Origin of the sequence: Mesorhizobium sp. C416B, assembly GCF_030323165.1 — a bacterium.
In the GTDB taxonomy this organism is placed as follows: domain Bacteria; phylum Pseudomonadota; class Alphaproteobacteria; order Rhizobiales; family Rhizobiaceae; genus Mesorhizobium.
Map to the genome: position 1 here is coordinate 5,409,297 of NZ_CP100471.1, position 25,318 is coordinate 5,434,614.

General features: G+C 62.5%; 26 protein-coding genes and 1 pseudogene. 14 read left to right on the forward strand and 13 right to left on the reverse strand.

The genetic code is table 11. The annotated features are described in order from the left end of the window. Positions 1-37: 37 nt before the first annotated feature. Positions 38-952, reverse strand: a complete 915-nt coding sequence (hemF, locus tag NLY43_RS26370; protein WP_023695814.1) for an oxygen-dependent coproporphyrinogen oxidase — start codon at positions 950-952, stop codon at positions 38-40. A 275-nt stretch (positions 953-1,227) separates the two neighbouring features. Here hemF and NLY43_RS26375 point away from each other — a divergent pair, with 275 nt between their 5' ends. Further along, positions 1,228-1,485: a hypothetical protein gene (locus NLY43_RS26375; RefSeq protein WP_023683688.1), complete on the forward strand. Its 258-nt coding sequence runs from the start codon at positions 1,228-1,230 to the stop codon at positions 1,483-1,485. Here the strand turns inward: NLY43_RS26375 and soxR are convergent. Both soxR and NLY43_RS26385 read right to left on the reverse strand, forming a co-directional pair. Beyond that, positions 1,482-1,928 (reverse strand): redox-sensitive transcriptional activator SoxR, encoded by a 447-nt coding sequence (soxR, locus tag NLY43_RS26380; protein ID WP_023691595.1) that lies wholly within the window; start codon positions 1,926-1,928, stop codon positions 1,482-1,484. The two genes, NLY43_RS26375 and soxR, sit on opposite strands and share 4 nt — an antisense overlap. Positions 1,929-2,074: 146 nt before the next feature. Beyond that, on the reverse strand, positions 2,075-2,533 hold the full coding sequence (locus NLY43_RS26385) for a tRNA (cytidine(34)-2'-O)-methyltransferase (RefSeq protein ID WP_023670018.1): 459 nt from the start codon (positions 2,531-2,533) through the stop codon (positions 2,075-2,077). A 445-nt stretch (positions 2,534-2,978) separates the two neighbouring features. Between NLY43_RS26385 and NLY43_RS26390 the strand changes: the two genes are divergently transcribed. The 5 genes and pseudogenes from NLY43_RS26390 to NLY43_RS26410 all read left to right on the forward strand — a co-directional run bounded on the left by NLY43_RS26390 (position 2,979) and on the right by NLY43_RS26410 (position 7,992). Continuing rightward, positions 2,979-3,386 carry a hypothetical protein gene (locus NLY43_RS26390; RefSeq protein ID WP_023705916.1) on the forward strand — a complete coding sequence of 136 codons (408 nt, stop codon included), beginning with the start codon at positions 2,979-2,981 and terminating at the stop codon, positions 3,384-3,386. Positions 3,387-3,413: 27 nt separating this feature from the next. Next, positions 3,414-5,309 (forward strand): ABC transporter ATP-binding protein, encoded by a 1,896-nt coding sequence (locus tag NLY43_RS26395; protein ID WP_023711135.1) that lies wholly within the window; start codon positions 3,414-3,416, stop codon positions 5,307-5,309. A 10-nt stretch (positions 5,310-5,319) separates the two neighbouring features. Continuing rightward, a pseudogene (locus tag NLY43_RS26400) lies at positions 5,320-7,202 on the forward strand (ABC transporter ATP-binding protein). A gap of 3 nt (positions 7,203-7,205) precedes the next feature. After that, positions 7,206-7,583 (forward strand): GNAT family N-acetyltransferase, encoded by a 378-nt coding sequence (locus tag NLY43_RS26405; RefSeq protein WP_245263980.1) that lies wholly within the window; start codon positions 7,206-7,208, stop codon positions 7,581-7,583. A gap of 100 nt (positions 7,584-7,683) precedes the next feature. After that, positions 7,684-7,992, forward strand: coding sequence for a DUF6665 family protein (locus tag NLY43_RS26410; protein ID WP_023670023.1), 309 nt, complete (start codon positions 7,684-7,686; stop codon positions 7,990-7,992). Between the two features lie 20 nt (positions 7,993-8,012). On the opposite strand, the gene NLY43_RS26415 is transcribed toward NLY43_RS26410, so the two are convergent. From NLY43_RS26415 to NLY43_RS26425, 3 genes are read right to left on the reverse strand one after another with little or no spacing between them, the layout of a single operon-like run. Then, positions 8,013-8,357, reverse strand: a complete 345-nt coding sequence (locus NLY43_RS26415; RefSeq protein WP_023683696.1) for a cupin domain-containing protein — start codon at positions 8,355-8,357, stop codon at positions 8,013-8,015. A gap of 5 nt (positions 8,358-8,362) precedes the next feature. After that, the gene (locus NLY43_RS26420) at positions 8,363-8,785 is read right to left on the reverse strand and encodes a type II toxin-antitoxin system VapC family toxin (protein ID WP_023670025.1); all 423 of its coding nucleotides are present in this window, start codon (positions 8,783-8,785) and stop codon (positions 8,363-8,365) included. Further along, positions 8,785-9,060: a type II toxin-antitoxin system Phd/YefM family antitoxin gene (locus NLY43_RS26425; RefSeq protein ID WP_031199226.1), complete on the reverse strand. Its 276-nt coding sequence runs from the start codon at positions 9,058-9,060 to the stop codon at positions 8,785-8,787. Before NLY43_RS26425 ends, NLY43_RS26420 begins: the two co-directional genes overlap by 1 nt. Positions 9,061-9,319: 259 nt before the next feature. On the opposite strand from NLY43_RS26425, the gene petA reads away from it, so the two are divergent. From petA to NLY43_RS26450, 5 genes are all read left to right on the forward strand, one after another. Next, positions 9,320-9,880 carry a ubiquinol-cytochrome c reductase iron-sulfur subunit gene (petA, locus tag NLY43_RS26430; protein ID WP_023670027.1) on the forward strand — a complete coding sequence of 187 codons (561 nt, stop codon included), beginning with the start codon at positions 9,320-9,322 and terminating at the stop codon, positions 9,878-9,880. Positions 9,881-9,896: 16 nt separating this feature from the next. Then, positions 9,897-11,240, forward strand: coding sequence for a cytochrome b (locus NLY43_RS26435; RefSeq protein ID WP_023670028.1), 1,344 nt, complete (start codon positions 9,897-9,899; stop codon positions 11,238-11,240). A gap of 23 nt (positions 11,241-11,263) precedes the next feature. After that, on the forward strand, positions 11,264-12,136 hold the full coding sequence (locus tag NLY43_RS26440) for a cytochrome c1 (protein WP_023670029.1): 873 nt from the start codon (positions 11,264-11,266) through the stop codon (positions 12,134-12,136). Positions 12,137-12,332: 196 nt separating this feature from the next. Further along, a complete protein-coding gene (locus NLY43_RS26445; RefSeq protein WP_023711137.1) occupies positions 12,333-13,478 on the forward strand; it encodes an alpha-hydroxy acid oxidase in 1,146 nt (381 codons plus the stop codon). A gap of 9 nt (positions 13,479-13,487) precedes the next feature. Further along, positions 13,488-14,033, forward strand: coding sequence for an adenine phosphoribosyltransferase (locus NLY43_RS26450; protein WP_023711138.1), 546 nt, complete (start codon positions 13,488-13,490; stop codon positions 14,031-14,033). A gap of 102 nt (positions 14,034-14,135) precedes the next feature. Here NLY43_RS26450 and NLY43_RS26455 read toward each other — a convergent pair whose 3' ends face one another. From NLY43_RS26455 to NLY43_RS26485, 7 genes are all read right to left on the reverse strand, one after another. After that, the gene (locus NLY43_RS26455; protein WP_023711139.1) at positions 14,136-14,600 is read right to left on the reverse strand and encodes a MaoC family dehydratase; all 465 of its coding nucleotides are present in this window, start codon (positions 14,598-14,600) and stop codon (positions 14,136-14,138) included. Next, on the reverse strand, positions 14,597-15,058 hold the full coding sequence (locus NLY43_RS26460; RefSeq protein WP_023711140.1) for a MaoC family dehydratase: 462 nt from the start codon (positions 15,056-15,058) through the stop codon (positions 14,597-14,599). Before NLY43_RS26460 ends, NLY43_RS26455 begins: the two co-directional genes overlap by 4 nt. Positions 15,059-15,136: 78 nt before the next feature. After that, positions 15,137-16,111 (reverse strand): magnesium/cobalt transporter CorA, encoded by a 975-nt coding sequence (gene corA / locus NLY43_RS26465; RefSeq protein WP_023711141.1) that lies wholly within the window; start codon positions 16,109-16,111, stop codon positions 15,137-15,139. Positions 16,112-16,314: 203 nt separating this feature from the next. Next, the gene (gene ychF / locus NLY43_RS26470; protein ID WP_023686133.1) at positions 16,315-17,418 is read right to left on the reverse strand and encodes a redox-regulated ATPase YchF; all 1,104 of its coding nucleotides are present in this window, start codon (positions 17,416-17,418) and stop codon (positions 16,315-16,317) included. A 95-nt stretch (positions 17,419-17,513) separates the two neighbouring features. After that, positions 17,514-18,254 carry an aminoacyl-tRNA hydrolase gene (gene pth / locus NLY43_RS26475; RefSeq protein WP_023711142.1) on the reverse strand — a complete coding sequence of 247 codons (741 nt, stop codon included), beginning with the start codon at positions 18,252-18,254 and terminating at the stop codon, positions 17,514-17,516. A gap of 21 nt (positions 18,255-18,275) precedes the next feature. Next, the gene (locus tag NLY43_RS26480) at positions 18,276-18,920 is read right to left on the reverse strand and encodes a 50S ribosomal protein L25/general stress protein Ctc (RefSeq protein WP_023686131.1); all 645 of its coding nucleotides are present in this window, start codon (positions 18,918-18,920) and stop codon (positions 18,276-18,278) included. Between the two features lie 262 nt (positions 18,921-19,182). After that, on the reverse strand, positions 19,183-20,469 hold the full coding sequence (locus NLY43_RS26485; RefSeq protein ID WP_023711143.1) for an ROK family transcriptional regulator: 1,287 nt from the start codon (positions 20,467-20,469) through the stop codon (positions 19,183-19,185). Positions 20,470-20,655: 186 nt separating this feature from the next. Here NLY43_RS26485 and NLY43_RS26490 point away from each other — a divergent pair, with 186 nt between their 5' ends. From NLY43_RS26490 to NLY43_RS26500, 3 genes are read left to right on the forward strand one after another with little or no spacing between them, the layout of a single operon-like run. Continuing rightward, a complete protein-coding gene (locus tag NLY43_RS26490) occupies positions 20,656-23,217 on the forward strand; it encodes an ATP-binding cassette domain-containing protein (protein WP_023711144.1) in 2,562 nt (853 codons plus the stop codon). Beyond that, a complete protein-coding gene (locus NLY43_RS26495) occupies positions 23,214-24,203 on the forward strand; it encodes an ABC transporter permease (protein WP_023670040.1) in 990 nt (329 codons plus the stop codon). The genes NLY43_RS26490 and NLY43_RS26495 overlap by 4 nt, the downstream gene beginning before the upstream one ends. A 46-nt stretch (positions 24,204-24,249) precedes the next feature. Next, positions 24,250-25,251: a rhamnose ABC transporter substrate-binding protein gene (locus NLY43_RS26500; protein WP_023701576.1), complete on the forward strand. Its 1,002-nt coding sequence runs from the start codon at positions 24,250-24,252 to the stop codon at positions 25,249-25,251. Positions 25,252-25,318: the final 67 nt, after the last annotated feature.

Consider the following 25,318-nt stretch of genomic DNA (forward strand, 5'->3'; position numbering starts at 1 on the left):
GGACGTCAATGCGGCTCACGTTTCGCTCACCGATTTTTTACGGCCACCTGACCTCCGGCGGCAGGCTGGACAGGATCGAAGCGACATTGCCGCCGGTCTTCAGGCCGAAGATGGTGCCGCGATCGTGAAGAAGGTTGAATTCGACGTAACGGCCGCGGCGAATGAGCTGCTCGTCGCGGTCGTCGTCGGTCCAGTTCTCGTTGAAATGGGCGCGAACCAGGTGTCCGTAGACGACAAGGAAAGAACGCCCGACATCCTGGACGAAGTTCAAATCGGCATTCCAGCCGCCTTTCTCCTCCCCCGAATGCAGCCAGTCGAAAAAGATGCCGCCGACGCCGCGCGGCTCGTGGCGGTGCGGCAGATAGAAATACTCGTCGCACCAGGCCTTGAATTTGGGGTGGTCGGCGATCGCAGCGTTCTTCTCGCAGGCGAACTGCATGGCTCGATGGAAGGCGACCGTGTCGGGGTGATCTTCCGTGCGGTTGCGGTCGAGCACCGGCGTCAGATCGGCGCCGCCGCCAAACCAGTGGCGCGACGTCACGACCATGCGGGTGTTCATGTGCACGGCCGGCACGTTGGGGTTCCAGGGATGCGCGATCAACGAAATGCCTGATGCCCAGAAGCTCGGGTCTTCCTCGGCGCCGGGCATCTGCTTCCTGAATTCGGGCGAGAATTCGCCATAGACGGTCGAAGTATGGACGCCGACCTTCTCGAAGACGCGGCCGCGCATCATCGCCATGGCGCCGCCGCCGCCCTTTCCATTGTCGCGTTCCCACGGCGTCTTCTCGAAGCTGCCGGGCGACCATTCGGCCAGTGGTCCCTGCAGTTCCTGTTCGATCTGCTCGAAGGTTGTGCAAATGCGCTCGCGCAGCGTCTCGAACCAGAGCCTAGCCTTCATTTTCTTCTGTTCGATGTCGGGTGGCAGGCCTGCCGGTATTTCTGGTCGTTCCAAAATGCTGTCTCCGGTCGCGGCCGACAAAGGACCTAGTGGAGTGAATTTGACATTTGCACACAGCGTGGCGCAGGGCACGATGCAAATGTCAAATTCGAAAACTCCACCAGAAACATAAACTTGCTAGTGGTCCTTGTGATTCCAACATTCGCAACGGCGCCTGGGGATTAGGGAGGCGAATGTTGGAATCGGACCACTAGCCTTTTCCGGGCGCGATCCCTAATCTCTTAGGGGCAAGGGTCAAGTGTCATCTGGTTCGGCCCAGGAGTTCTTTCATGCGCACGCCGGCAAGACCGCCGCTGCATGGCCTGAAGAAAAGGCTCGATCGTTCACGCGCCGAGCGCGAGCGCATGCCGCGTGACGGGTTTTTGCGCGAGACCTTCGTCCTGCCGCGCCCGGATGCGCGGCTCAAGGCCAAGGAATGGTTCGAGCGTTTTCCCAAGCAGGCCTACTGGACCGAGATCGAAAGCTGGTTCGAGCGGCCGGGCGACGTAATCGAATTCACCATACGGCGGCTGCCCGCGGCGGATTAGGATTCCACAAGCAGTCGCCTTGCGCCCGGCCCTTGCGCACTCAAGCGATCTTCCCTGTTTCGCAGCGGGCATTTGTCGATCGACATGCAGCCGCAGCCGATGCAGTCGGTAAGGCCGTCGCGCAGCTTCTTTAGCTGAGTGATCTTGCGATCGAGGTCGTCGCGCCAGCCGGTCGACAACAGGTTCCAGTCCTCGCGCGTCGGGGTACGGCCTTCTGGCAGCGATTCAAGTGCGGCGCCGATCTCGGCCAGCGAGATGCCGACCTCCTGGGCGATCCGGATGATCGCCACCCGCCGCAGCACGTCGCGGCCATAGCGCCGCTGGTTGCCCGACGTGCGGTGGCTGCGGATCAGCCCGCGCGCCTCGTAGAAATGCAGCGCCGACACCGCCACGCCGCTGCGCATGGCCAACTGGCCGACCGTCAATTCCTTTACCGGAGCCATCTCGATTTTCCGCTTGACCTCAACTTAAGTTGAGCTTGTAGCCAGGAAATGTCGATAGGGCAATTGAGGAGAAGGCGATGTGCGCCTGGGTGAGAATGATGCAAGACGCAAGGGCCGTTGGCGATGACGACAACGCGTTGAAGGTTCTAGCCGAGTTGCCGGATGGCTTCACCGGCGACCATGGCGACGGACAGCGCGACGTTGATGCTGCGCGTGCCCGGCTGCATCGGGATCGTCAGCCGCGCATCCGCCGCCTGATGGACAGGATCCGGCACGCCGGCGGATTCGCGGCCGAACAGCAGGATGTCGCCTTGGGCGAAGCTGAAGCCCGTATAGGGGGTCGCGGCTTTGGTGGTGAGCAGCACCAGCCGGCAGGCTTGGCCCTTGCGCCAATCCTCGAAGGCGTTCCAGTCGACATGCCGGGTCAGGGCAGCCATTTCGAGGTAGTCCATCCCGGCGCGCTTGAGCGCTTTGTCGGAGAGCGGAAAGCCGGCTGGTTCGATAATGTCGACGCCAAGGCCGAGGCAGGCGGCGAAGCGCAGGATTGTTCCGGTGTTGCCGGCGATGTCAGGCTGGTAGAGGGCGATGCGGAGACGGTGGTTCATTTCCGCGTCTTTCTAATAAGTGGCAGATCGGCCACAGCGGGTGGCTGGTTTTGGAAATTGCTGGACCTGCGGGTGGCCATTTTCTGCGAAGTCGATTATACCGCACGCATTGTCAACCCGAACCGATGGAGGGGTATTTCATGATGACCATGCACATCCAGCGCCCCTCCCGTGGGCTTACCTGCCTGCTGGCGGTTTCGGTACGACGATTTACCTGATCTCTTAGATCTGATCGCACCGATTCCCGCCGAACCCAATTTTCGGCTCTCGAAGGAATCCTGCGATGTTTTTCAAACGGTCAAAGGGGCCAAGCGCCCCAGCTGAGCATGTCGCGACCGAGGCCTATCCTCGTGTCCCGACGGATGCAATCCGTGCCTCCGGCCGAAGGCCGGCGCACGACATTGCTTCGCCTTTTTATGTCTATTTTCACACGGAGGACGGACCGATGTTCGATCCCTATAAGATACCTGGTTCAAGAAGCCTGCACGAACGCAAGACGGCGACCTGGGCGTTGCTAGTCGGCGAGACCTATTCGTCGGCGGTTCATGCCGAGACGCGCCGGCGTCCGCATCGCGGCATGTTGCCGGATGTCGATTTCTCGCGTGCGGTTCCCGACCACAGCCGGCCGTCGCTGGTGCGCCGGATCATCCGGCTGATCCGGCCGGGCGCGAAAAACCGGACTGGCGGCGGCGTGCCGTCAGCTCAGTCGAAGGCTTCTGTCGGTGAAAAGCCCGCAAGTCCCTATATTGCGCGAAGCAGGACCGATGGCCCGGGTGATTCCGGGCCGTCAGTCCCCGCCGACGTACGGTCTGGGGACGCGGAGCGCCCCGGGGATTTTTCCCGCGCCGCATGAGCGGACAACAGTTTTGTGAGCATCACTATGTTTAGCTGGTTTGAAAGAAGGCTCGATCCGTTCCCCGCAGCGGAACCGGTCGAGCCGCCGAAGACGCTGGTTGCCTTCTGCGTGCATTATACGCGCGGCGCCTGGCCATACATCATCGTCGACGCGGTGCTGGTGACGGCGATTGCCATCGCGGAAGTGTGGATGTTCGGCTTCATGGGCCACATCGTCGACTGGCTGTCCGGGCAGAACCGCGAAACCTTCCTGCAGACCGAGAGCTGGAAGCTTGCCGGCATGGCCTTCGTCGTGCTGTTCGCGCTGCCGGGTACGGTATGGCTGCATTCTTTGCTCAACCAGCAGACGCTGATGGGCAACTACCCCATGCGCATCCGATGGCAGGTGCATCGTTATCTCTTGAAGCAGTCGATGAGCTTCTACCAGGACGAATTTGCCGGCCGCATCGCCACCAAGCTGATGCAGACGGCACTCGCCGTGCGCGAATGCGTCATCAAGGTGATCGAGGTGCTCAATTACGTCATCGTCTATTTCCTCGGCATGCTGTTCATCGTCGGCTCGGCCGACTTGCGGCTGGCGGCACCTCTCGGCGTCTGGCTGCTCGGCTATATCGGGTTGTTGCGCTATATCATCCCGAAGCTGGGCAAGGTCGGCGAGGCGCAGGCCAATGCGCGCTCGACTATGACCGGCCGCGTCGTTGACAGCTACACCAACATCCAGACGGTCAAGTTGTTTTCCCATGCACGGCGCGAAGCAACGTTCGCCAAAGAAGGCATGGCAGGCTTCCTCGACACGGTCTACCGGTCGATGCGGCTGGTGACGGTGCTTTACGGCCTGCTCTATATCCTCAACGCGCTGCTCCTGTTTTCGGTGACGGCGACGGCGCTGTGGCTGTGGCTCGGCCAGGCGGTGACGATCGGCGCCGTCGCCGTGGTCATCGGCCTCGTGCTCCGTATGTGGGGCATGTCGCAGTGGATCATGTGGGAAATGTCGAGCCTGTTCGAGAACATCGGCACGGTGCAAGACGGTATCGCCTCGATCTCGCTGCCGCGCCTGGTCGAAGACCGGCCGGGGGCGAAGGACATTGCCGTCACCAAGGGCGAGATCCGCTTCGACGACATTCGTTTCCACTATGGCAAGCAGAAGGGCGTCATCGAGAACCTGTCGCTGACGGTGAAGCCCGGCGAGAAAGTCGGCATTGTCGGGCGCTCGGGCGCGGGCAAGTCGACGCTGGTCAATCTCCTGTTGCGGTTCTACGACCTCGAGAACGGCCGGATCCTGATCGACGGCCAGGAGATCGCTTCGGTGACGCAGGATTCGCTGCGCGCGCAGATCGGCATGGTGACGCAGGACACTTCGCTGCTGCATCGTTCTGTGCGCGACAATATCCTTTACGGGCGGCCCGATGCGACGGAGGAAATGGTTGTCGAGGCAGCCGGGCGGGCCGAGGCGCTGGAGTTTATCGGCAGGCTTTCGGATCACACCGGACGTAAAGGGCTCGACGCTCATGTCGGCGACCGCGGCGTCAAATTGTCCGGCGGCCAGCGGCAACGCATCGCCATTGCTCGCGTTATGTTGAAGGACGCACCGATACTTATCCTTGACGAAGCGACGTCGGCGCTGGATTCCGAAGCCGAGGCCGCCATCCAGGAGAATCTCTACAAGCTCATGCAAGGCAAGACCGTCATCGCCATTGCGCACCGGCTGTCGACCATCGCGGCGATGGACAGGCTCGTCGTCCTCGACAAGGGCCGTGTCATCGAGGAGGGGTCGCACGAGGAACTCGTCGCCAGCGGCGGGCTCTACGCGCAGCTCTGGCAGCGCCAGTCGGGCGGGTTCCTGCTCGATGACGGTCCGGTCGATGCCGCCAATGACGCTGTTGCCAACGACATCGGCGTGAAGGGTGAAGCCGCAGAGTGATGACGTCAGCATGATGACAGCCGTCTATCGCTGGTTCGAGGACTGGGTCTATCCGTTCAGGGAGCCGGCGGACCTTCGGCCACCGCCAAGCGTCGGCGGCTTCCTCTGGCACTATGTCGGCCAGGCGAAGTTCGCCTTCTTCGCCATGCTGGTCATCGGCGGCATCGCGCCGCTGATCGAGGCCGGGCTTTTCTACTTCGTCGGGCGGCTGGTCGATATTCTCGATCAGCTTCCCGGCGAGCGCAGCTGGGACGCCCTGTGGACCGCCGCCGGGCCTGAGCTTGTCTTCATGATCGCAGTGGTGCTGGTCATCCGCACCATCGTCGTCGGCCTGTCGGCGCTGGTCAACGAACAGACGATCACGCCGGGGTTCTACAATCTGGTGCGCTGGCAGGCGCACCGGCACGTATCGCGCCAGTCCTACACCTTCTTCCAGAACGATTTCGCCGGCCGTATCGCGACAAAAGTCTGGCAGGCGGGGCAGGCGACTGGCGACCTGATGGAGAGCTTCATCGAGGTCATCTGGTTCATGCTCATCTATACGGTGACGACCTTGGCGCTGGTCGCCGGGCTGGATCTGCGCCTGGCCGTGCTGGTGGTGATCTGGATCCTCGCGTTCGCCTGGCTGGCCAAGCTCTATCTGCCCTCGATCCGCAGGCATGCCGAGCCACGGCTGAAGCTGGCTCGATGATCAATGGGCGCATCATCGATTCCTATTCCAACGTGCAGACGCTGAAGCTATTCTCGGCCGACGGCGACGACCGCTACATCAAGAACGGCTTCGACATCTATCTCGATGCACTACGGCCCTTCACCCGCCGGCTGACCGGCGTGCGCATGGCGCTGACGACGCTGTCGGGCATCATGATCACCGCAATTGGCTGCTTTGCCGTCTATCTCTGGGTCGAAGGGTCGATCACCGTCGGCGCCGTCGCGTTCACGCTGTCGCTGGTCTTGCGGCTCAACATGCTGCTCGGGCGCGTGATGATGCAGCTCAACGGCATATTGCGAAATCTCGGCGTCCTGGAAAACTCCAAGGCGCTGATCTCGCAGCCGCTTGGCCTTGTCGATGCGCCGGATGCGAAAGAGCTTGTCGTCGCCGGCGGCCGCATCGAGGTGAAGAATGTCGAGTTCCACTACGGCAAGGGTTTTGGCGTGCTGAATGGCATCGACCTTGTGGTCAAGCCTGGCGAGAAGGTCGGGCTGGTCGGGCCGTCCGGCGCGGGCAAGACGACGCTCGCCAACCTCATCTTGCGCCTCTACGACCTCGAGAGCGGCAAAATCCTGATCGACGGGCAAGACGTCGCCGAGGTGACGCAGAACTCGCTGCGCGCCAATATCGGCGTGGTCAGCCAGGACACGGCGCTGTTCCACCGCTCGCTACGCGACAACATCAAGCTCGGCATGCCGGATGCAACTGACGCCGAGGTGATCGCGGCGGCGAAGAAGGCCGAGGCGCACGAGTTCATATTGGGCCTGCGCGACAACCGGGACCGTACCGGCTACGAGGCTTTTGTCGGCGAGCGCGGCGTGAAACTGTCGGGCGGCCAGCGCCAGCGCGTCGCGATCGCCCGCGTCTTCCTCAAGGATGCGCCGATCCTGATCCTCGACGAGGCGACCTCGGCGCTCGATTCCGACATCGAGGCGGCGATCCAGGAGAATCTGGCCAGGCTGATGGAGAACAAGACGGTCATCGCCATAGCGCACCGGCTGTCGACCATCGCCGCGCTCGACCGTCTTGTGGTGCTGGACGGAGGCCGCATCGTCGAACAGGGCACGCATGACGAGCTGGTGGCGCTCGACGGGCTCTATGCGCGGCTGTGGAAGCGGCAGTCCGGCGGCTTCCTCTACCACGAGGAAAGCGTGCTGGAAGAGACACGGCCGGCGGAGTAGGGCATGGCAGCGTCGCCTGATGTCGGCTACGTCCTCAAGCGGCTGCGGCCAACCGCGCCGGCCTTCGATGCGCTGAAGGAGGAGAGCCGGCTGGAAGGCTACTGGATGCTGGTGCGGCTGGCGGATGGCTGGGCGGGCGGCCGCAACAAGTTCCTGAAACGAGGCGAGGCGCTGTTTGGTGCATGGCATGGCCGAGAACTCGCTGGTGTGTGCGGGTTGAACATCGACCCTTATTTCGAAGGCAGGGACCACGGCCGGGTCAGGCACCTGTTCGTCAGCGCGCGTCATCGCCGCAGCGGCATTGGCCGCATGCTGGTCGAGACCGTCATTGACAGGGCACGTCAGCATTTTGCCGTGCTGAACACCCGCGCGCCACAATAAGCCTTTGGGTTCTATGAACGGCTTGGTTTCCAGCCGGTGGTGAGCGAAGAATTCGTCACGCACCGCATGATGCTCTCTCAAGACATAAAAGGAGGCTGAGATGTCACTGCGTCCGCCATCCCTAGGCGCCTCGGCTGCCGAAGCCGCGTTCGACGCCCTCGGCCATGAGATACTGGCTGAAAAGGCCGCAGCGCTCGGCCGTGCCGGCCAACGGGTCGAGGAAACGCTGGCCAAGCTCCGTCAGAACAACGGCGACGAGGAGCAGCGACCGCGGCTGCTCAAGGAGGCTGCCGCGGCGGTGCACGCCTATTTCATCCAGCGTGAACTCTGCGGCCTGCGCCGGCATGAGTCGGCCATCCGCGAATACGATATCCCAAGGGCCGTGCTGGTCAGGCTCGGTGCAAGCTAGAGGTCACCAGCCGGCAACAATCATTCCAGCCATTCGGTGATGAAGCTGCCGTTTTCGTGGATGTCGGTCGTTTCGAGCGGGCCTGGGCCAAGATTGGTGAATTTGTGCGGCGTATCGGGCGGCACGATCAGGATCTGGCCGGCCGTGGCCTCTATCTGCTGGTCGCCGATCGTGAACAGGCCGGTGCCTTGCCGGATGATGAAGATTTCACAATAGGGATGCGTGTGCAGGCGCGGGCCGCCGCCAATCTCTTCCTGATAGTTGAAAATCAGGCAGGAGTTGGAGTCGTAGGCGCCGCATTGCAGTTCGCCCTGCCAGCGGCCGGGCGTCCTGGTCCAGGTCTCGCGGTCGATGATGTGTGCCATAGCCTCTAACCCTTCGTCGGTATCCAGGGGTTGAAAAGCTTCACGCCGGTGCCTTCAAAATCCTTGGTGTTGCGGGTCACGACTGTCAAGTTTTTGACGAGCGCGGTAGCGGCTATGAGGGCGTCGCGCTCCGGCTTTGGATCGGGAACGTGGAGGTTTGCGCAACGCACGACAACAGCCGTGTCTATGCTCAATATCCGGTCGTCAAACTGTGGAATGAGTGTCTGATCCAACCACTCACGGTACATGGTGGCCTGGCGAGTATCCTTCCTCGACAAGAGCAATGTTCCGATTTCGAGTTCCAGGATCGAAATGACCGACATGAAAAAGCTGGCGATGTCGTGGGTCTCTGACCAGGCCAAAACGTTGCGATCGGCCTTGTCCCGACGACGCAGATTCGAAACGACATTGGTGTCAAGAATGAACATCAGTCGAGTTCGGGAATCTTGAAAAACGGTCCTTCCAGGCGAGGTGGTTCCCAGTCGAAATCTGCTTCGGGGCGATCATCGGCAATCGCGTCCGCGAGGCTTCTCGGCTTCTTCCCTAAACGCTCATATTCCTCCATCGACATCAGCACATGGGAGGGCTTGCCGCGGTCGGTAATGATGACCGGCCCGTTCTTGGCTGCCCTTTTGGCATGCGCCGTGTCCTGGTTGAATTCACGGCTCGACATGATGGTTATCGTCTTCGTCGAGATATTCATATCAACACCTCCATCCGGAAGATGTAGACATATTGCTACATTCGGCCAAGCTCGTCAAATTTCTCTTCGTGCGGAACGCCCGCGACAATCTGCCCTTGTGGCTTCAGCCCGCTGGACAAAAACGGGCTTCACGCATAAACCGAAATCCAAATGCCGGAGGAATTCGCTAGCTTGTTCGCCATGCGCTGTCGGGCCGGCGCGATGGAGCGGGGACAAAGCTCGGCCGCCGGCTCGGAAGAGGCGAAAGGATCAGGCACCCGTGAGCGCAACCGACACCCAGGATCCCAACCGTCGTGATTTTCTCTACGTCGCCACCGGCATGGCCGCAGTCGTTGGCGCAGGCGCCGTTGCCTGGCCGTTCATCGACCAGATGCGCCCCGATGCCTCGACGCTGGCGCTCGCCTCGGTCGAGGTTGATGTCGCCTCGCTGACGCCTGGCATGTCGCTGATTGTCAAATGGCGCGGCAAGCCGGTCGTGGTGCGCAATCGCACCGAGCAGGAGATGAAGGACGGCGAAGCCGTGAACCTTGCCGACCTCAAGGATCCTATCGCCCGCAACGCCAATCTGCCCGCCGATGCGCCGGCGACCGACGCCAACCGCACCACGCCCGGCAAGGAAGCCTGGATGGTGATGGTGCAGGTTTGCACGCATCTGGGCTGCATTCCGCTTGGCCAGGAAGGCGATTTCGGCGGCTGGTTCTGCCCGTGCCACGGTTCGGTGTACGATACCGCCGGCCGCATCCGCAAAGGCCCGGCGCCGGAAAATATGGCCGTGCCGGTATTCAAGTTCATTTCCGATACCAAAATCCTCATCGGTTGAGGCAGGGGATAATTCGATGAGCGAGGGACACTCGACCTATACGCCCAAGACCGGTATCGAACGCTGGTTCGACGCCCGCATGCCGCTGCCGCGCATGGTATATGACAGCTTCATCGCCTATCCGGTGCCGCGCAACCTTAACTATGCGTGGACCTTCGGCGGCATCCTCACGATCATGCTGGTGGCGCAGATCCTGACCGGTATCGTGCTGGCCATGCACTATACCGCCGACACCAACCTCGCCTTCAATTCGGTCGAGAAGATCATGCGCGACGTCAATTCGGGCTGGCTGTTGCGCTACATGCATTCCAACGGCGCCTCGTTCTTCTTCGTCGCTGTCTACATCCACATCTTCCGCGGGCTTTATTACGGCTCCTACAAGGCGCCGCGTGAGCTGCTGTGGATCCTCGGCTGCATCATCTATCTGCTGATGATGGCGACCGGCTTCATGGGCTATGTGCTGCCCTGGGGTCAGATGAGCTTCTGGGGCGCCACCGTCATCACCGGCTTCTTCAGCGCCATTCCGCTGGTCGGAAACTGGATCCAGGAACTGCTGCTCGGCGGTTTCGCCGTCGACAACCCGACGCTCAACCGCTTCTTTGCGCTGCACTATTTGCTGCCGTTCATGATTGCCGGCGTCGTCGTGCTGCACGTCTGGGCGCTGCATGTGGTCGGCCAGTCGAACCCGACCGGCATCGAGGTGAAATCGAAGACCGACACCGTTGCCTTTACGCCCTATGCGACCATCAAGGATGCATTCGGCATGATCGTGTTCCTGTTCTTCTTTGCCTATTTCGTCTTCTACCTGCCGAACTTTCTCGGCCATCCGGACAATTACACGATCGCCAACCCGCTGAAGACGCCGGCCCACATCGTGCCGGAATGGTACTTCCTGCCGTTCTACGCGATCCTGCGCGCGATCACCTTCAACATCGGGCCGATCAACTCCAAGCTCGGTGGCGTGCTGTGCATGTTCGGCGCCATCGTCATGCTGTTCCTGGTGCCGTGGCTCGACACCTCCAAGGTGCGCTCGGCGGTCTACCGGCCCTGGTACAAGCTGTTCTTCTGGCTGTTCGTCGCCGACGCTGTCCTGCTTGGCTGGCTTGGCTCGCAGCCGGCGGAAGGCGGCGGTCTGTTGACCCTCCTGATAGGTGAGGTCTCGGGCAACTACGTTGGCTACGCTCAAGCGGCGACACTGTTCTACTTCGCCTTCTTCCTCGTCATCCTGCCGGTGCTTGGCCTGATCGAGACGCCACGCAGACTGCCGAATTCGATCACCGAGGCGGTGCTGGAGAAGAACAAGGGTGCCGGAGGGGGACATCCGGCCGGTGCGACCGCGGCGCCGGAAACCAAAGGCTGAGTGAGAATCTAAGGGGATTTGGCATGAAAAAGATTCTCACCTCGCTCGCCCTGCTAGGCGTGTTTGCCGCTGGCATCGGAGCCGTCGGCAGTGTGGCGATCGCCGCTGAAGAGGCGCACAACGCGGCGGCACCGACGCATTTCCCGATCCACGAGCCGAAGGAGATGGACTGGACTTTTGCCGGTCCGTTCGGCACCTACGACAAGGCGCAGCTGCAGCGTGGCTTGAAGGTCTACAAGGAAGTCTGCTCGGCCTGCCACTCGATGAATTTGGTGGCGTTCCGCACGCTGGAGGACCTCGGCTATTCGGAAGCGCAGATCAAGTCCCTGTCGGCTGAGTACACCATCCATGATGGACCCAACGATGCCGGCGACATGTTCGACCGGCCGGGCAAGCCGTCCGACCATTTCCCGGCGCCGTTCGCCAATGAGGAGGCGGCTGCCGCTTCCAACGGCGGCGCTGCCCCACCGGATATGTCGCTGCTGGCCAAGGCCCGCGGCGTCGAGCGCGGCTTCCCGCGCTTCGTCTTCGACATATTCACGCAATATGCGCAGGGCGGCCCGGACTACATCCATTCGTTGCTGACCGGCTACGACGAGACGCCACCTGCCGGCATGGTGATCCCCGAAGGCACCCACTATAATCCATACTTCATGTCCGGCGTGTCGCTGAAGATGCCCAAGCCGCTCTCCGACGGCCAGGTCACCTACGATGACGGTTCGCCGCAGACGATCGACCAGTATTCGCGCGACGTCTCGGCGTTCCTGATGTGGGCGGCCGAGCCGCATATGGAAGACCGCAAGAAGACCGGCTTCCGCGTGCTGGTGTTTCTGCTTCTGTTTGGGGCACTGATGTATCTGACCAAGCGCAAGGTATGGGAAGGCGTGGCCCACTAACCGCCGCTACCCCTGTGAAATCGGAAAGGGCGTCTTCGGGCGCCCTTTTTGCTTGCCGAAGCGGGCAGGGGGCTGTCGCCTTGGGTGCAACCACCCGCCTGGTCGAACAAGTCCGTTGGCAGGGCGCCATGTGATTGGTATGCACGCGCGACCGGTGATGAAGGATTGCCGGCGATAAGACACCTGGGAATCGATGATGCGGCTACGCGACTGTCACAACTTTTCCGATTTCCGGCGCATGGCCCAGCAGCGGTTGCCTGGGCCAATCTTCAACTACATCGATGGCGCGGCCGACGACGAGGTCACCTATCGCCGCAACACCGAGAGCTTCGAGCGCTGCGACCTCGTTCCCAACGTGCTGCGCGGGGTAAGCGAGATCGACATGTCGGTGACGGTGATGGGCCAGAAGCTGGCCATGCCCGTCTATTGCTCGCCGACCGCCTTGCAGCGGCTGTTCCATCATCAAGGCGAGCGCGCGGTGGCCAAGGCTTCGGCCAAATTCCGCACGATGTTCGGCGTGTCCTCGCTCGGCACTGTCAGTCTTGAGGAAGCGCGCAAGATCAGCAGCAGCCCGCAGGTCTACCAGTTCTATTTCCACCGGGATCGCGGCCTCAACCGGGCGATGATGCAGCGGGCGAAAGCGGTTGGAGTCGAAGTGATGATGCTGACCGTCGACAGCATCACCGGAGGCAACCGCGAGCGCGACAAGCGCACCGGCTTTGCCATCCCCTTCAAGCTCAACCTTGCCGGCATGCTGCAGTTCGCGCTGAAGCCGGGCTGGGCGATCAACTATTTCACCCATGAGGGGTTCAAGCTGCCGCAGCTCGACGAGCATGTCGACATGGGCGGCGGCACGATGTCGATCAGCCGCTACTTCACCGAGATGCTCGATCCGTCGATGACCTGGGACGATGTTGCCGAGATGGTCAGACTGTGGGGAGGTCCGTTCTGTCTCAAGGGCGTCATGTCGGTGGAGGATGCCAAGCGCGCCGTCGAGATCGGCTGCAGCGGCATTGTGCTGTCCAACCATGGCGGCCGGCAGCTGGACGGCTCGCGGGCGGCGTTCGACCAACTGGCCGAGATCGTCGATGCCGTCGGCGACAGAATAGACGTCATCATGGATGGCGGCGTGCAGCGCGGCACCCATGTGCTGAAGGCGCTGTCGCTCGGCGCCAAGGCTGTTGGCGTCGGCCGCTATTATCTGTTCCCGCTAGCGGCGGCCGGCCAGCCGGGCGTAGAGCGGGCGCTGGAGCAGATGCGGGTCGAGATCGAGCGCGGCATGAAGCTGATGGGCTGCAGTTCGATCGAACAATTGTCGCGCAACAACCTCCGTTTCAGGTAATCTCGACCCATGAAATCCTCGCTCGAAGACACGCTGCTCGCCGCGATCCGCACCATTCCGGACTACCCCAAGGCCGGCATCCTGTTTCGCGACATCACCACTTTGCTCGGCAATGCGCGCGCCTTCCGCCGCGCCATCGACGAGCTGGTGCATCCCTATGCCGGCCAGAAGATCGACAAGATCGCCGGCATCGAGGCACGCGGCTTCATCCTCGGCGGTGCGGTCGCGCACCAGCTTTCGGCCGGTTTCGTGCCGATCCGGAAGAAGGGCAAGCTGCCTTACGAGACGGTACGCGTCGCCTACAGCCTGGAATACGGGCTGGACGAGATGGAGATGCACAAGGACGGCGTTGCGCCGGGCGAGAAGGTGATCCTGGTTGACGACCTGATCGCGACCGGCGGCACGGCGGAGGCGGCGGTCAAGCTGCTAAGGCAGATCGGCGCCGATATTCTTGCCGCGTGCTTCGTCATCGACCTGCCGGATCTCGGCGGACGGGCGAAGCTCGAAGCGCTGGGCGTGCCGGTACGGACGTTGATCGGGTTTGAGGGGCATTAGGGAGTAGGGAGTAGGGAGTAGGGAGTAGGGAGGGAAGCTCCGCATTCCGTGCAAGGCGCAGCACCCACTGCTGCCTAATCCCTACTGCCTAAAACCTACCCCCTACCCAGCCTTCACCAGCACGGCGCTGTCGAACTCCAGCACCTTGTCGCCCGTCGAATCGAATCCTTCCGAGCGCAGCGCGAGCAGCCGCCAGCCGGGGCGATTGGCGAGCGGGCGGTGGGAGACGGCCGTGCGCATGAAGGTGACGGTTTCGCCGGCATAGACCGGCTTTGTCCATTTCAGATTCCTGAAGCCGGGCGAGGGGCCGAATTCTGGTACCGGGCCGGGTCCGGTCCATTGAGAAGCGTCCATAGGATTTTTGAGATTGAGCTTCATCCAGGTGGCCGCGGTGTGCCAGCCTGAGGCGCAGAGGCGGCCGAACACGCTTTTCTTCGCCGCCTCCTCGTCGACATGAAAGACCTGTGGATCGTACTTGCGGGCGAACGCCTTGATCGCCTCGGCTTCGAATGTGTGCGAACCGAGGTTGATGGTATCGCCGATGCGGAAGAACGCGTCGAGGCTCATGCGCCGGTCTCGCGGGTCAAGAACATGACAGTGTTCTCAAGTTCGAAGACGCTTTCACCGCGCTGGTTGAACAGTTCGCTGCGCAAGGTGACGAGGCCGAGCTGAGGCCTGGATTTCGACAGGCGCCTGGCAAGCACGCTGGTGCTGCCGGCCAGTGTGTCGCCGGCCAGCACCGGCTTCTTCCATTTGACCTGGTCGATGCCGGGCGCGCCTTGCGCGGTCGAGTCGAGCAGGAAGGCGTCGCACAGCATGCGCATGAAGATCGCGCAGGTGTGCCAGCCGGAGGCGGCCAAGCCGCCAAGGATGCTGGCCTTGCCGGCGGCTTCGTCGAGATGCATCGGCTGCGGGTCGAATTCGGTGGCGAATCCGATGATTTCGGCCGCACTCACCTGCTTGGCGCCGAGGTCGATCGATGCGCCCTCGGTGAAATCCTCGTAGGCCCAGCTTTTTGCGGTCATGATCCCAATCCGGTTGTACGATCACCGGGCATCCGGATGCCGTCCGGGCGGCGTTTGGTCAAGCGAATTCTATTGGGCCTACAACCAGCCGCGGCGGCGGAAATACCAGAACGGCAGGATCGCCGACAGGATCATCAGGCCGATGGCGAAGGGATAGCCGAGCTCCCATTTCAGCTCCGGGATGACGTCGAAATTCATGCCGTAGATCGAAGCCACCAGCGTCGGCGGCAGGAAGATGACGGCGGCGACCGAGAAGATCTTGATGATGGCGTTCTGCTCGATCGAGATCATGCCGAGCGTCGCGTCGAGCAGGAACGAGATCTTCTGCGACAGGAAGGTGGCATGGTCGGCGAGCGACAGCACGTCGCGCGATACGGTCTTGATGCGGGCGCGGACGTCCTTGCTCATCTTGATCTGGGTCGCGACGTGGGCAAGGAAGCCGGTGAGGCGCTGCAACGAGATCAGGCTGTCACGGATCGAGGAGGCGATGTCCTCCTTGCGGCCGATGGCCTTGAGCAGTTCCTGGAAGTCGCGATTGCGCTTGTTCACCTTGGTCGAGCGCGCTTCGAAAATATCGCGCGAGATCGTTTCGATGTCACGGCCGGCGCGTTCGAGAATGTCGGCAAGACGATCGACAATCGCCTCCAGCAGGCCGATCAGAATGGTGTTGCCGGTGGTGCAGCCTGTCGCCACCTTCTCGGCGCGCAGGGGAAAGGTCTTGAACGCCTTCGGCTCATGATAGCGGATGGTGACCAGTCTCGGGCCGGCAAGCACAAAGGTAACCGGTGACATCAAGGGATCATCGATTTCGGTCTGCGCCGGCAAGGTGGCGGTCATGAAGTAGGCGCCGTCCTCGATGTAGAGGCGGCTCGAAATCTCGATCTCCTCCATCTCCTCGCGCGTCGGGATGGCAACACCGAGCCAGGTCTCGATCGTTGTTTCTTCTTCCTTGGTCGGGTTGAGAAGGTCGGCCCAGACGACGTGATCGCCATTGGCCACGAGATCGTCGGCGAGGCGCAGGCGATCATTGTCGACGACGAAGGCCTTGATCATCGCCGAATCTCCGTTGGTTGAGCCCAAGAGGTTTCGTTTGATAGCGATGGGTCTTGCACGCGCCGCCGCTCCCACGGGGACGGCCAAGTCGCATGCAAACGGCCATAGACCCGGTGCCAAGGGCAGTCAAGCGAAGCGGCATGCCGGCTCCTCCACTTGACGCAGCCGTGATCGGCCGCGGTCAGCGCGCCAGCCGCGGCGCCTCAGGTATTGAACTTGAACAGCAGGACATCGCCGTCCTGGACGACATATTCCTTGCCTTCGTCGCGCGCCTTGCCGGCTTCCTTGGCCGCCACTTCGCCGCCCAGTGTGACGTAGTCGTTATAGGCGATGGTCTGGGCGCGGATGAAGCCGCGCTCGAAATCGGTGTGGATGACGCCGGCCGCCTGCGGGGCCTTGTCGCCCTTGTGGATCGTCCAGGCGCGCGTCTCCTTCGGCCCGGCGGTGAAATAGGTGATGAGATGCAACAGATCGTAGCCGGCGCGGATGACCTTGTTGAGGCCAGGTTCGTCGAGGCCGAGCGAGGACAGGAACTCCATCTCTTCCTCGTCGGAGAGCTGGGCGACTTCGGCTTCGATCGCGGCTGAGATCACCACGGTGCCGGCGCCCTGCGCGGTCGCCATCTTTTCCACGGCCCTGGTGTGCTCGTTGCCGGTGGCGGCGTCGGCTTCGGCGACGTTGCAGACATAGAGCACGGGGTGCGAGGTCAAGAGGTTCAGTCCCTGCAGGATGCGCAGGTCTTCCGCTGAAATGCCGTTGAGCAGGATGCGGGTCGGCTTGCCGGCCTGGAGGAGCTCGAGTGCGGCCTCCATCATCGGCAGCACGGTGGTTGCTTCCTTGTCCTTGCTGCCGGCGCGCTTGCGGATCTGCACGATGCGGCGCTCGAGGCTGTCGAGGTCGGCGAGCATCAGCTCGGTCTCGACCGTATCGGCGTCGGCGACAGGGTCGATCTTGCCCTCGACATGGGTGATGTCGTCATCCTCGAAACAGCGCAGCACATGCACGATGGCGTCGACCTCACGGATGTTGGCGAGGAACTGGTTGCCCAGCCCTTCGCCCTTGGAGGCGCCGCGCACCAGGCCGGCGATGTCGACGAAGGAGATGCGGGTCGGGATGATCTCCTTAGACTTGGCGATTGCGGCGATCTTCTGCAGCCGCGGATCAGGCACCGCCACCTCGCCGGTGTTCGGTTCGATGGTGCAGAACGGATAGTTGGCGGCCTGCGCCGCCGCCGTCCTGGTCAATGCGTTGAAAAGCGTCGACTTGCCGACGTTGGGCAAGCCAACGATGCCGCATTTGAAACCCATGTGTCCGGTCCTATCGGGAAACTAGAAATTTGATGAGGGCTATGGGCGATAGGGGTGAGCAACGTCAAGCCCCGCGGTCCCGATCCTATCGACGCTCAGTCCTTCTTGCCGAACAGTTTCTTCAGCATGGCGGCCATCGGGCCGCTTTCCGGCAGCTTGGCCGGCGCCTGCTGTGGCCGTGCTTGGCGGATGTGGCTTTGAGCCTTTGGACCTTCAGCCTTCGGCGCCTTGGGCGGCGGCCGGTCGTCGTCGCTGGTCGGCACCAGCTTGTCACGCAGGGCCAGAGTAATGCGGTTCATGAAGGAACTGTCGTCGCCCTTGGCCAGCAGCCCGGCATCGTCGGCGATGGTGTCGAGCAGCACGTCCAGCCATTCGCGGTCGGCCTTGGCGAAATCGCCGAGCACATGGGACTGCACCATTTCCCGGACGCCGGGATGGCCGACGCCGATGCGCACGCGGCGAAAGTTCTTGCCGACATGCTGGTCGAGCGAACGGATGCCGTTGTGTCCGCCGGCGCCACCGCCGACCTTGACCCGCAATTTGCCGGCCGGCAGGTCGATCTCGTCGTAAAAGACGGTCAGCGCCTCGGGGCCGAGCTTGTAGAAGCGCAGGGCTTCGCCGACCGGCTGTCCCGACAGGTTCATGAAGGTCTGCGGCTTGATCAGAAGAATCTTTTCGCCGGCAATCGTGCCTTCGGCGATCAGGCCCTGGAACTTCTTCGACCAGGGCGAAAACGAATGGCGGCGGGCAATTGCGTCCGCCGCCATGAAGCCGACATTGTGCCGGTTATCAGCGTATTTCGCGCCCGGATTGCCGAGGCCTGCAAAGACAAGCATCGTGAACTCCGGGCCCGAAAATTACTTCTCTTCGGCAGCAGGAGCCGCCGCTTCGGGGGCTGCCGCTTCCGCCGTCTCTTCCGTCTCCGGCTTCATCGCCGAGGAGCCGGCAATGGTCGCGATGGTGAAATCGCGATCGGAGATCACCGGCTTGACGCCGGCCGGCAAGGTAACCGCCGAGATGTGGATCGAATCGCCAATGTCGGCGCCGGTGAGATCGACGGTGATGAATTCCGGGATCGCATTGGCCGGGCAGTGGAACTCGACTTCGTGACGCACGATGTTGAGCACGCCGCCGCGTTTGATGCCGGGCGACTTGTCTTCATTGATGAAGTGGACAGGCACGTCGACGTTGACCTCGGTGTCCTTGCCGATGCGCAGGAAGTCGACATGGACCGGGAAATCCTTGACCGGGTCGAGCTGGAAATCCTTGGGCAGAACCTGGATTTTCTTGCCGTCGACATCGATCGTGGCGATCGTGGTCAAAAACCCGCCGCCATGGATTTTGTAGAAGACGTCCTTGTAGTTCAGCGCAATCGCCAGGGGAGGCTGTCTGTCGCCGTAAATAACTGCAGGCACTTTACCGTTGCGGCGAACTGCACGGGCGGACCCCTTACCGACCTGTTCGCGCGCTTCGGCCTTGAGCTCGTAAGTATCGTGGCTCATGGCATTTCCTTTCGCGTTTTATGGAGCGTTTGCGGTGGCAGTGTGCCTGGACCGTAAACGTCGAAAGCCGCCAGGCCTGGATGTCCGAATGCCAGAAACCGCATACGCGGAACTTTGTTCGGGATCACAAGGGAAGGCAGCCTTCCGCCGCGTTGCCTCCAAGGGTGTCTACGCGGGTGGCGGCTCTATAGCGGAAGGCGGGAAAGGGTGCAAGCCACGGCGGGCAAGGGCGGCCGATCCTGCGTTGGGCGCCGCATTGCGCTCAGGCCGGCAGGTCGGCGGGCGGATTTGATCCGTTTCCCTTGGCGCCGCCCAGCGTGGACAGCGCGCTCAGCAGTTTAGTCCGGTCCTTGCCGATCATCAGCACGCCGCTGTCGGGCGCCAGCAGCGCCGAGAACGGCAGCATGGCAGCGCCGATCGAGGAGGCCTCAGGGCCGAATTGCCCCGACACGATCTCCGGCGCGACGATGCCGATTGCGCTGGCCTGGTTGAACTGGGTCTGCACCCTTGCCAGCAGTTCGAGATGGATCAGCCTGGGCAGGATCGAGTCGAGAACGATGGCCTCGATGTCGATGATGGAGGTGATGGCGATGATCGCCTCGACCAGCGCGCTCGCGCAATCGTCGATCCATTCGAACAGCGGCAAGCGCGCTTCGGGTGGCAACGGATCGAGTTCCCGCACACGATTGATCACCACGCCGCGCGACCTCAGGTGATTGACCAGCACATAGATCGAGGCGCGATGCAGCAGGCTCTGGTAGCGCGCAGGCTTCGCCGCCACCGAATCGAGGCTTGAGGGCGAGACCGGCAAGGGTCCGAGGGCAGCGCTGTTGCCATGCGGCCCGGTGTGGACCCTGCCGCCTTGCACCAGGCCGCCGCCGACAAAAGTGTCGATCGAGATGTGCATGAAATCGCGGAAGCGGGCGCCGGCGCCCTGGACAAGTTCGGCCAGCGCCGCCGACGTGGCGTCGTTTTCCACGAACACCGGCGTCTTCGCCGGCGTGGCAAAGCAAGTCGTCAGGTCGATCGCTTCCCAGCGGCTGCCGAGATCGTCGGGAAAGCCGAGTTCCTCGCTCCAGCCGCCGAGGAAATAGGGTGAGGCAATGCCGACGCCGACGATGCTGGCATCGCCAAGCCCATCCACCAGCTTTTCGAAGGTGGCCAGCGCCATGTTGCCGGCCTTCAGCACCAGATCAGGATCGGGGAAGCGGTATTCGTGCGACTCTCTTGCTCGGATTTCACCGGCGAAGTCGACCAGAACGGCTTCCAGCGCACGCCGGCCGATCTTGATGCCGACGCTGTAGATGCGTTCCGGTGTCAGCCGGTACAGCGTGGAGGGCGATCCGCGTTGCCCGAACCTTTTTCCCACTTGCTTCACGAAACCGGAGGATTCCAGGCCGTCGACGATCGCAGCGACCGCCGCCGGCGTCAGGCTTGCCGCGCGCGCCAGATCGGACTTGGAGGCTTCCTTGAGGCGACGGATGGCGTCGAGCACGAAACGCTCGTTGTAGTGGCGAACTTTGACAGAATTGCTGCCTTTCCCTGACAAAACCCTCGTCTCCTCAAATGTCGCCGTCTTACCGCAAGAGGCCGAAACCACCTTCGGCCGAAGCATCCTGCGATGCCTGTGCGAGAGGCGACAGTGCGCGTCAGAACCATGGAAGTCAATTTTGCCGTTGCGCCTTTGCGCTATTTAATATAGCAAATTGAAAAAATAACTAGTCAGGGAGGAGACGTGCTGCACTCGGGCACACAAAGCGAAGCCGACGCTGCGGTGGTGCGGGCTGTTCCTGTTGCCCTGGTTCAGGCGACGAAGGCTTTCGGCGGCACGATTGCGCTCAAGGACGCCTCCTTCGAATTGCGCTCCGGCGAGGTGCTGGCGCTGCTTGGCGAAAACGGCGCCGGCAAGAGCACCTGCGTGAAGCTTCTGGCCGGTGTGCATTCTCCCACCAGCGGTCATGTCGAGGTTGACGGCAAATCAGCCGTCTTCCATTCGCCGCATGACGCGCAGGCGGCCGGCATTGCGGTCATGCACCAGCATCCTGGCCTGTTTCCCGATCTGTCGGTGGCGGAGAACATCTATCTCGGCCACATGCCGCGCGACCGCTTTGGCGGCATCGACAATGCCGCCATGCTGGCCGGCGCCCGCAAGGTGCTGGCCACCGTCGGGCTCGATGTGCCGGCGGCAACGCGGCTGGGAACACTGCGTACCTCTGAACAACAACTGGTCGAGATCGCCCGCGCGCTGTCGCTGGATGCCCGCGTGCTGATCATGGACGAACCCACGGCCGCATTGTCGCAACGCGAGGTCGAGCGGCTGTTTTCCGTCGTTGCCGATCTCAGGCTGCACGGCGTGGCGATGATGTTCGTCGGCCACCGCATGGATGAAATCTTCCGCATCGCCGACCGCATCGCGGTGCTGCGTGACGGGCGCCTGATCGGCGTCAAGCCGAAAGCCGAGCTTGGCCGCGCTGCCGCCATCAGCATGATGGTCGGCCGCGAAGTCACCGACCTCTATCCCGAACGGCGCCATGCCTCAGGCGCGCTGGTGCTGGAGGGGAAGGGACTTTCGCGCGCCGGCGGCTTTACCGGCATCGACCTCAAGCTTCACGCCGGCGAGGTGCTGGGGCTTGGCGGCCTGGTCGGCAGCGGACGCACCGAGATTGCGCGCGTGCTGTTCGGTATCGACCGGCCCGACGCCGGCGAAATCCTGATCGACGGCAAGCCCGTGCAGTTCGCCTCGGCGCGCGACGCCATGGATGCGAGCATCGCCTATGTGTCGGAAGATCGCATGGGCCAGAGCCTGGTGATGGATTTCTCCATCCTCGACAATGCGGTGCTACCTGTTCTCGACAAGGCCGCACAACGCGGTCTCTACGGCACCGACCGCGCCATCGGTCTGGTGGCGGACTGGCTGAAGCGCATGAAGCTGCGCTTTTCCGGTTATGGGCAGCCGGTGAAAGAGTTATCCGGCGGCAACCAGCAGAAGGTGGTGCTGGCCAAATGGCTGCGCACCGAGCCGCGCGTGCTCATCCTCGACGAGCCGACGCAAGGCATCGATGTCGGTACCAAGGCGGAAGTGCATGCAATGATCGCTGACCTTGCCGCGCAAGGCATGGCGATCCTGCTGATCTCGTCAGAGATGCCCGAGCTGATCGGCATGTGCGACCGCATTATCGTGCTGCGCGAAGGCCGCCAGACTGCTGAGTTTTCGCGCGGACAAGCCACGCAGGAAAAGGTACTGGAAGCGGCGACCAGGACCGATGAACGTGCCGGCCAGGCAGCGCAGATAGAACGCGCCGCCGAGGAGGAAAAGGCAAAAGGACCGTTCGATTTTCTGAAGCGGCGGGAATTCGGCCTGCTTGCGGCGATGCTCGCCGTCGCCATTCCGGTCACCATCATCAACCCGCGCATGGTGAGCGCGGCGAACCTCACCGCTGTGTCGATGGACGCGGCCTTGCTGATTGTCGCCGCACTGGCGCAGATGCTGGTGCTGATCACCCGCAACATCGACCTGTCGATCGCAGCTGTGATCGGCCTCTCCGCCTATATGGCGGCCAGCATGGTTCAGGCCTATCCCGGATTGGACATTGGCATCGGCCTGATCACCGCCTGCGCGGTCGGCGGCTTTGCCGGACTGCTCAACGGCCTTGTCGTTACCAGGGGAAAGATCCCGGCCATCGTCGTTACGCTGGCTTCGATGTCGATCTTCCGCGGTTTCAACTCGATCTGGGCGGCGGGCGACCAGGTCAGCGCCGACGAAGTCACGCAAGCCTGGCTCGACATGACCGGGCTGAAGATCGCAGGCGTGCCGCTGATCGTCATCATCGCTATTGTCATCCTGTGCGCCGGCTATGTGCTGCTCTATCGCACCGCAACCGGGCGCGAGCTGTTTGCCACCGGTTCCAACCCGGACGGCGCAAGGCTGATCGGCATTCCGGTCGACCGGCGCATCCTGCTGGCCTTCGGCATGGCCGGCCTGCTAGGCGGCCTGTGCGGCGCCCTGTGGGCTTCGCGCTACGCCACCATCGATGCCCGCGTCGCGCTCGGCTTCGAACTCACGGTGATCGCCTCTGCGGTGGTCGGCGGCGTCGCCATCCGCGGCGGCTCGGGCACGCTGCTCGGCATCATCCTTGGCGCGCTCACGCTCTTGGTCATCAAGAACGGGCTGACGCTGGTGCGCGTCGATCCGCTCTGGCTGCAGGGCGTCTATGGCCTGGTGATCCTGGTTGCCATCGGCATCGACACCTTCATCGTGCGGCGCGCCGAACAGGCGAGACAGGCGAGGGCGAGATGAGAAAGTTTATCCGCTCGATCGACTTCTGGGATCTGCTGCTGGCGACCGCCTGCCTCGCCGTCTTTATCTATGCGGCGGTCTTCGTGCCGAATTTCGTCTCCGGCTTCAACCTCTCGCAATTGGCCGCAAGCGCCTCGGAAAAGGCGTTGCTGATCCTGCCGATGACGCTGCTCATCATCACCCGCGAGATCGACCTGTCGATCGCCTCGGTGCTGGCGCTGACATCCGTGGTGTTTGGCCTGCTCGTCCAGGGCGGCGTGCCGACGCTGGCGGCCATTCCGCTGACGCTGGTCTTCGGCGGCCTGCTCGGCGCCTTCAATGGCTATCTGGTTTCAGGGCTGGGGCTGCAGTCGCTGGTGGTGACGCTCGGCACCATGGCGCTCTATCGGGGCATTGGCTACATCCTGCTCGGCACCGGTTCGGTCAACATATTGCCGCCGGCGGTCGTCGATTTCGGCATCAGCAATCTGCCGGGCACACAAATCCCGTGGACCATCGTGCCGTTCCTGCTGCTGGCGCCGATCTTCGCGGTGGTGCTGCAGAAGACGCCGACCGGCAAGCGCATCTATGCGCTCGGCGGCAGCCCCGAAGTGGCGCGTTATTCCGGCATCGATACGCGCAAAATGGTGCTGAAGCTGTTCGTCGTTTCGGGCATGGTCGCAGCCATCGCCGGCATCGTCTATACCGCGCGCCTCTCCAACGCCCGCGCCAACAATGCGCTCGGCATGGAGCTCGATGTCATCACCATCGTGCTGCTCGGCGGCGTCAGCGTCTTCGGTGGTAAGGGGCGGCTCACGGGGGTCATGCTGGCGCTGCTGTTGATCGCCATCATCCGAAATGTGCTGGCGCTCAACCAGATCGGCGGCGACGCTCAAGGCATGATCATCGGCCTGCTTCTGATCGGCTCGCTGCTGGTCGGCAATTACTGGCGCTCCCTGGAGGAGCGGCTGTCAAGATCGCGCGTCCTGCGCGAAACCAAGGGGTGATCTCGGGCCCCTTTCTTCAAGCCCGAATTCTGACGGAGGAGACACAATGAAAGCGTTTAGAATAGCCCTGCTCGCATCCGCGGTTCTGCTTGCGCCGGCCTCGCTGGCCTACAGCCAGGAATGCGCCAAGGAACCGGTGACCGTCGGCTTCCTGCCCAAGCTCGACACCGATCCCTACTTCAAGGTGGCTTTCGGCGGCGCCGAGGAGGCTGCGAAGGAAATTGGCGGCACCGCCACCCAGGTCGCCCCGTCGCAGGCGACGGCCGAGGCACAGATCGAATTCATCAACAGCCTTGTGTCGCAGAAGGTCGGCGTCATCGCTATCGCCGGCAACGACGCCAATGCGGTTGCGCCTGCGCTGAAGCGCGCCGTTCAGCAAGGCGTCCGGGTGATATCGTACGATTCCGACGTCGCGGCCGATGCGCGCGCGGTGTTCGTGAACCAGGTGAAGGGCGACAGTCTGGCCGAAATGATGCTGGAAAGCGCATTCAACCTCAGCGGCGGCGAAGGCGAGTTCGCCATCCTGTCGTCGACGCCGACGGCGACCAACCAGAACGCCTGGATCGACTTCATGAAGGCGAAGATGGCGGCAGAGCCGAAATACGCCAAGATGAAACTGGTGCAGGTCGCCTATGGCGAGGAGAGCGAGCAGGTCAACCAGCAGCAGGCCTTGGCGCTGGTGCAGGCGTTTCCGGATCTCAAGGTGATCATCGTGCCGGCAGGCATAGGCCTTCCGGCGGCCGCGCGCGCACTCGAGGAAGCCGGTATGATCGGCAAGGTCAAGCTGACCGGCCTTGCGCCGGCCACTTTGATTTCGAAATACATCAAGGATGGCGCTGCCCAGGATATCTGGTGGAATGTCACCGATCTCGGCTACCTGACCTATCAGGCGGCCCAGGCGCTGGCGCAGTGCAAGATCACCGGCAAGGAAGGTGAGAAGTTCACGGCAGGCAGGCTCGGCGAGTACACGATCGGCGCCAGCGGCGAACTGATCCTTGGCCCGGCCAAGATCGTGACGCCGGAAAACCTGGCCGAGTTTAAGTTCTAAGCCTCCCAAGGCCCGGCGGGCGCCGGTTCAAGCCGGCGCCCGCTCGTTCAATTGTCAGTCGAAAAGC

Excerpts from the sequence above, each read along its gene's own strand:
- NLY43_RS26415 (WP_023683696.1), bottom strand. The coding sequence starts at position 8,357 with ATGGCACACATCATCGACCGCGAGACCTGGACCAGGACGCCCGGCCGC.
- NLY43_RS26420 (WP_023670025.1), bottom strand. The coding sequence starts at position 8,785 with ATGTTCATTCTTGACACCAATGTCGTTTCGAATCTGCGTCGTCGGGAC.
- NLY43_RS26395 (WP_023711135.1), top strand. The coding sequence starts at position 3,414 with ATGTTTAGCTGGTTTGAAAGAAGGCTCGATCCGTTCCCCGCAGCGGAA.
- NLY43_RS26455 (WP_023711139.1), bottom strand. The coding sequence starts at position 14,600 with ATGAGCCTCGACGCGTTCTTCCGCATCGGCGATACCATCAACCTCGGT.
- NLY43_RS26385 (WP_023670018.1), bottom strand. The coding sequence starts at position 2,533 with ATGAACCACCGTCTCCGCATCGCCCTCTACCAGCCTGACATCGCCGGC.
- NLY43_RS26500 (WP_023701576.1), top strand. The coding sequence starts at position 24,250 with ATGAAAGCGTTTAGAATAGCCCTGCTCGCATCCGCGGTTCTGCTTGCG.
- NLY43_RS26445 (WP_023711137.1), top strand. The coding sequence starts at position 12,333 with ATGCGGCTACGCGACTGTCACAACTTTTCCGATTTCCGGCGCATGGCC.
- NLY43_RS26390 (WP_023705916.1), top strand. The coding sequence starts at position 2,979 with ATGTTCGATCCCTATAAGATACCTGGTTCAAGAAGCCTGCACGAACGC.
- NLY43_RS26480 (WP_023686131.1), bottom strand. The coding sequence starts at position 18,920 with ATGAGCCACGATACTTACGAGCTCAAGGCCGAAGCGCGCGAACAGGTC.
- NLY43_RS26410 (WP_023670023.1), top strand. The coding sequence starts at position 7,684 with ATGTCACTGCGTCCGCCATCCCTAGGCGCCTCGGCTGCCGAAGCCGCG.
- NLY43_RS26375 (WP_023683688.1), top strand. The coding sequence starts at position 1,228 with ATGCGCACGCCGGCAAGACCGCCGCTGCATGGCCTGAAGAAAAGGCTC.
- NLY43_RS26440 (WP_023670029.1), top strand. The coding sequence starts at position 11,264 with ATGAAAAAGATTCTCACCTCGCTCGCCCTGCTAGGCGTGTTTGCCGCT.
- ychF (WP_023686133.1), bottom strand. The coding sequence starts at position 17,418 with ATGGGTTTCAAATGCGGCATCGTTGGCTTGCCCAACGTCGGCAAGTCG.
- corA (WP_023711141.1), bottom strand. The coding sequence starts at position 16,111 with ATGATCAAGGCCTTCGTCGTCGACAATGATCGCCTGCGCCTCGCCGAC.
- pth (WP_023711142.1), bottom strand. The coding sequence starts at position 18,254 with ATGCTTGTCTTTGCAGGCCTCGGCAATCCGGGCGCGAAATACGCTGAT.
- NLY43_RS26460 (WP_023711140.1), bottom strand. The coding sequence starts at position 15,058 with ATGACCGCAAAAAGCTGGGCCTACGAGGATTTCACCGAGGGCGCATCG.
- NLY43_RS26495 (WP_023670040.1), top strand. The coding sequence starts at position 23,214 with ATGAGAAAGTTTATCCGCTCGATCGACTTCTGGGATCTGCTGCTGGCG.
- NLY43_RS26435 (WP_023670028.1), top strand. The coding sequence starts at position 9,897 with ATGAGCGAGGGACACTCGACCTATACGCCCAAGACCGGTATCGAACGC.
- NLY43_RS26450 (WP_023711138.1), top strand. The coding sequence starts at position 13,488 with ATGAAATCCTCGCTCGAAGACACGCTGCTCGCCGCGATCCGCACCATT.
- NLY43_RS26405 (WP_245263980.1), top strand. The coding sequence starts at position 7,206 with ATGGCAGCGTCGCCTGATGTCGGCTACGTCCTCAAGCGGCTGCGGCCA.
- soxR (WP_023691595.1), bottom strand. The coding sequence starts at position 1,928 with ATGGCTCCGGTAAAGGAATTGACGGTCGGCCAGTTGGCCATGCGCAGC.
- NLY43_RS26425 (WP_031199226.1), bottom strand. The coding sequence starts at position 9,060 with ATGAATATCTCGACGAAGACGATAACCATCATGTCGAGCCGTGAATTC.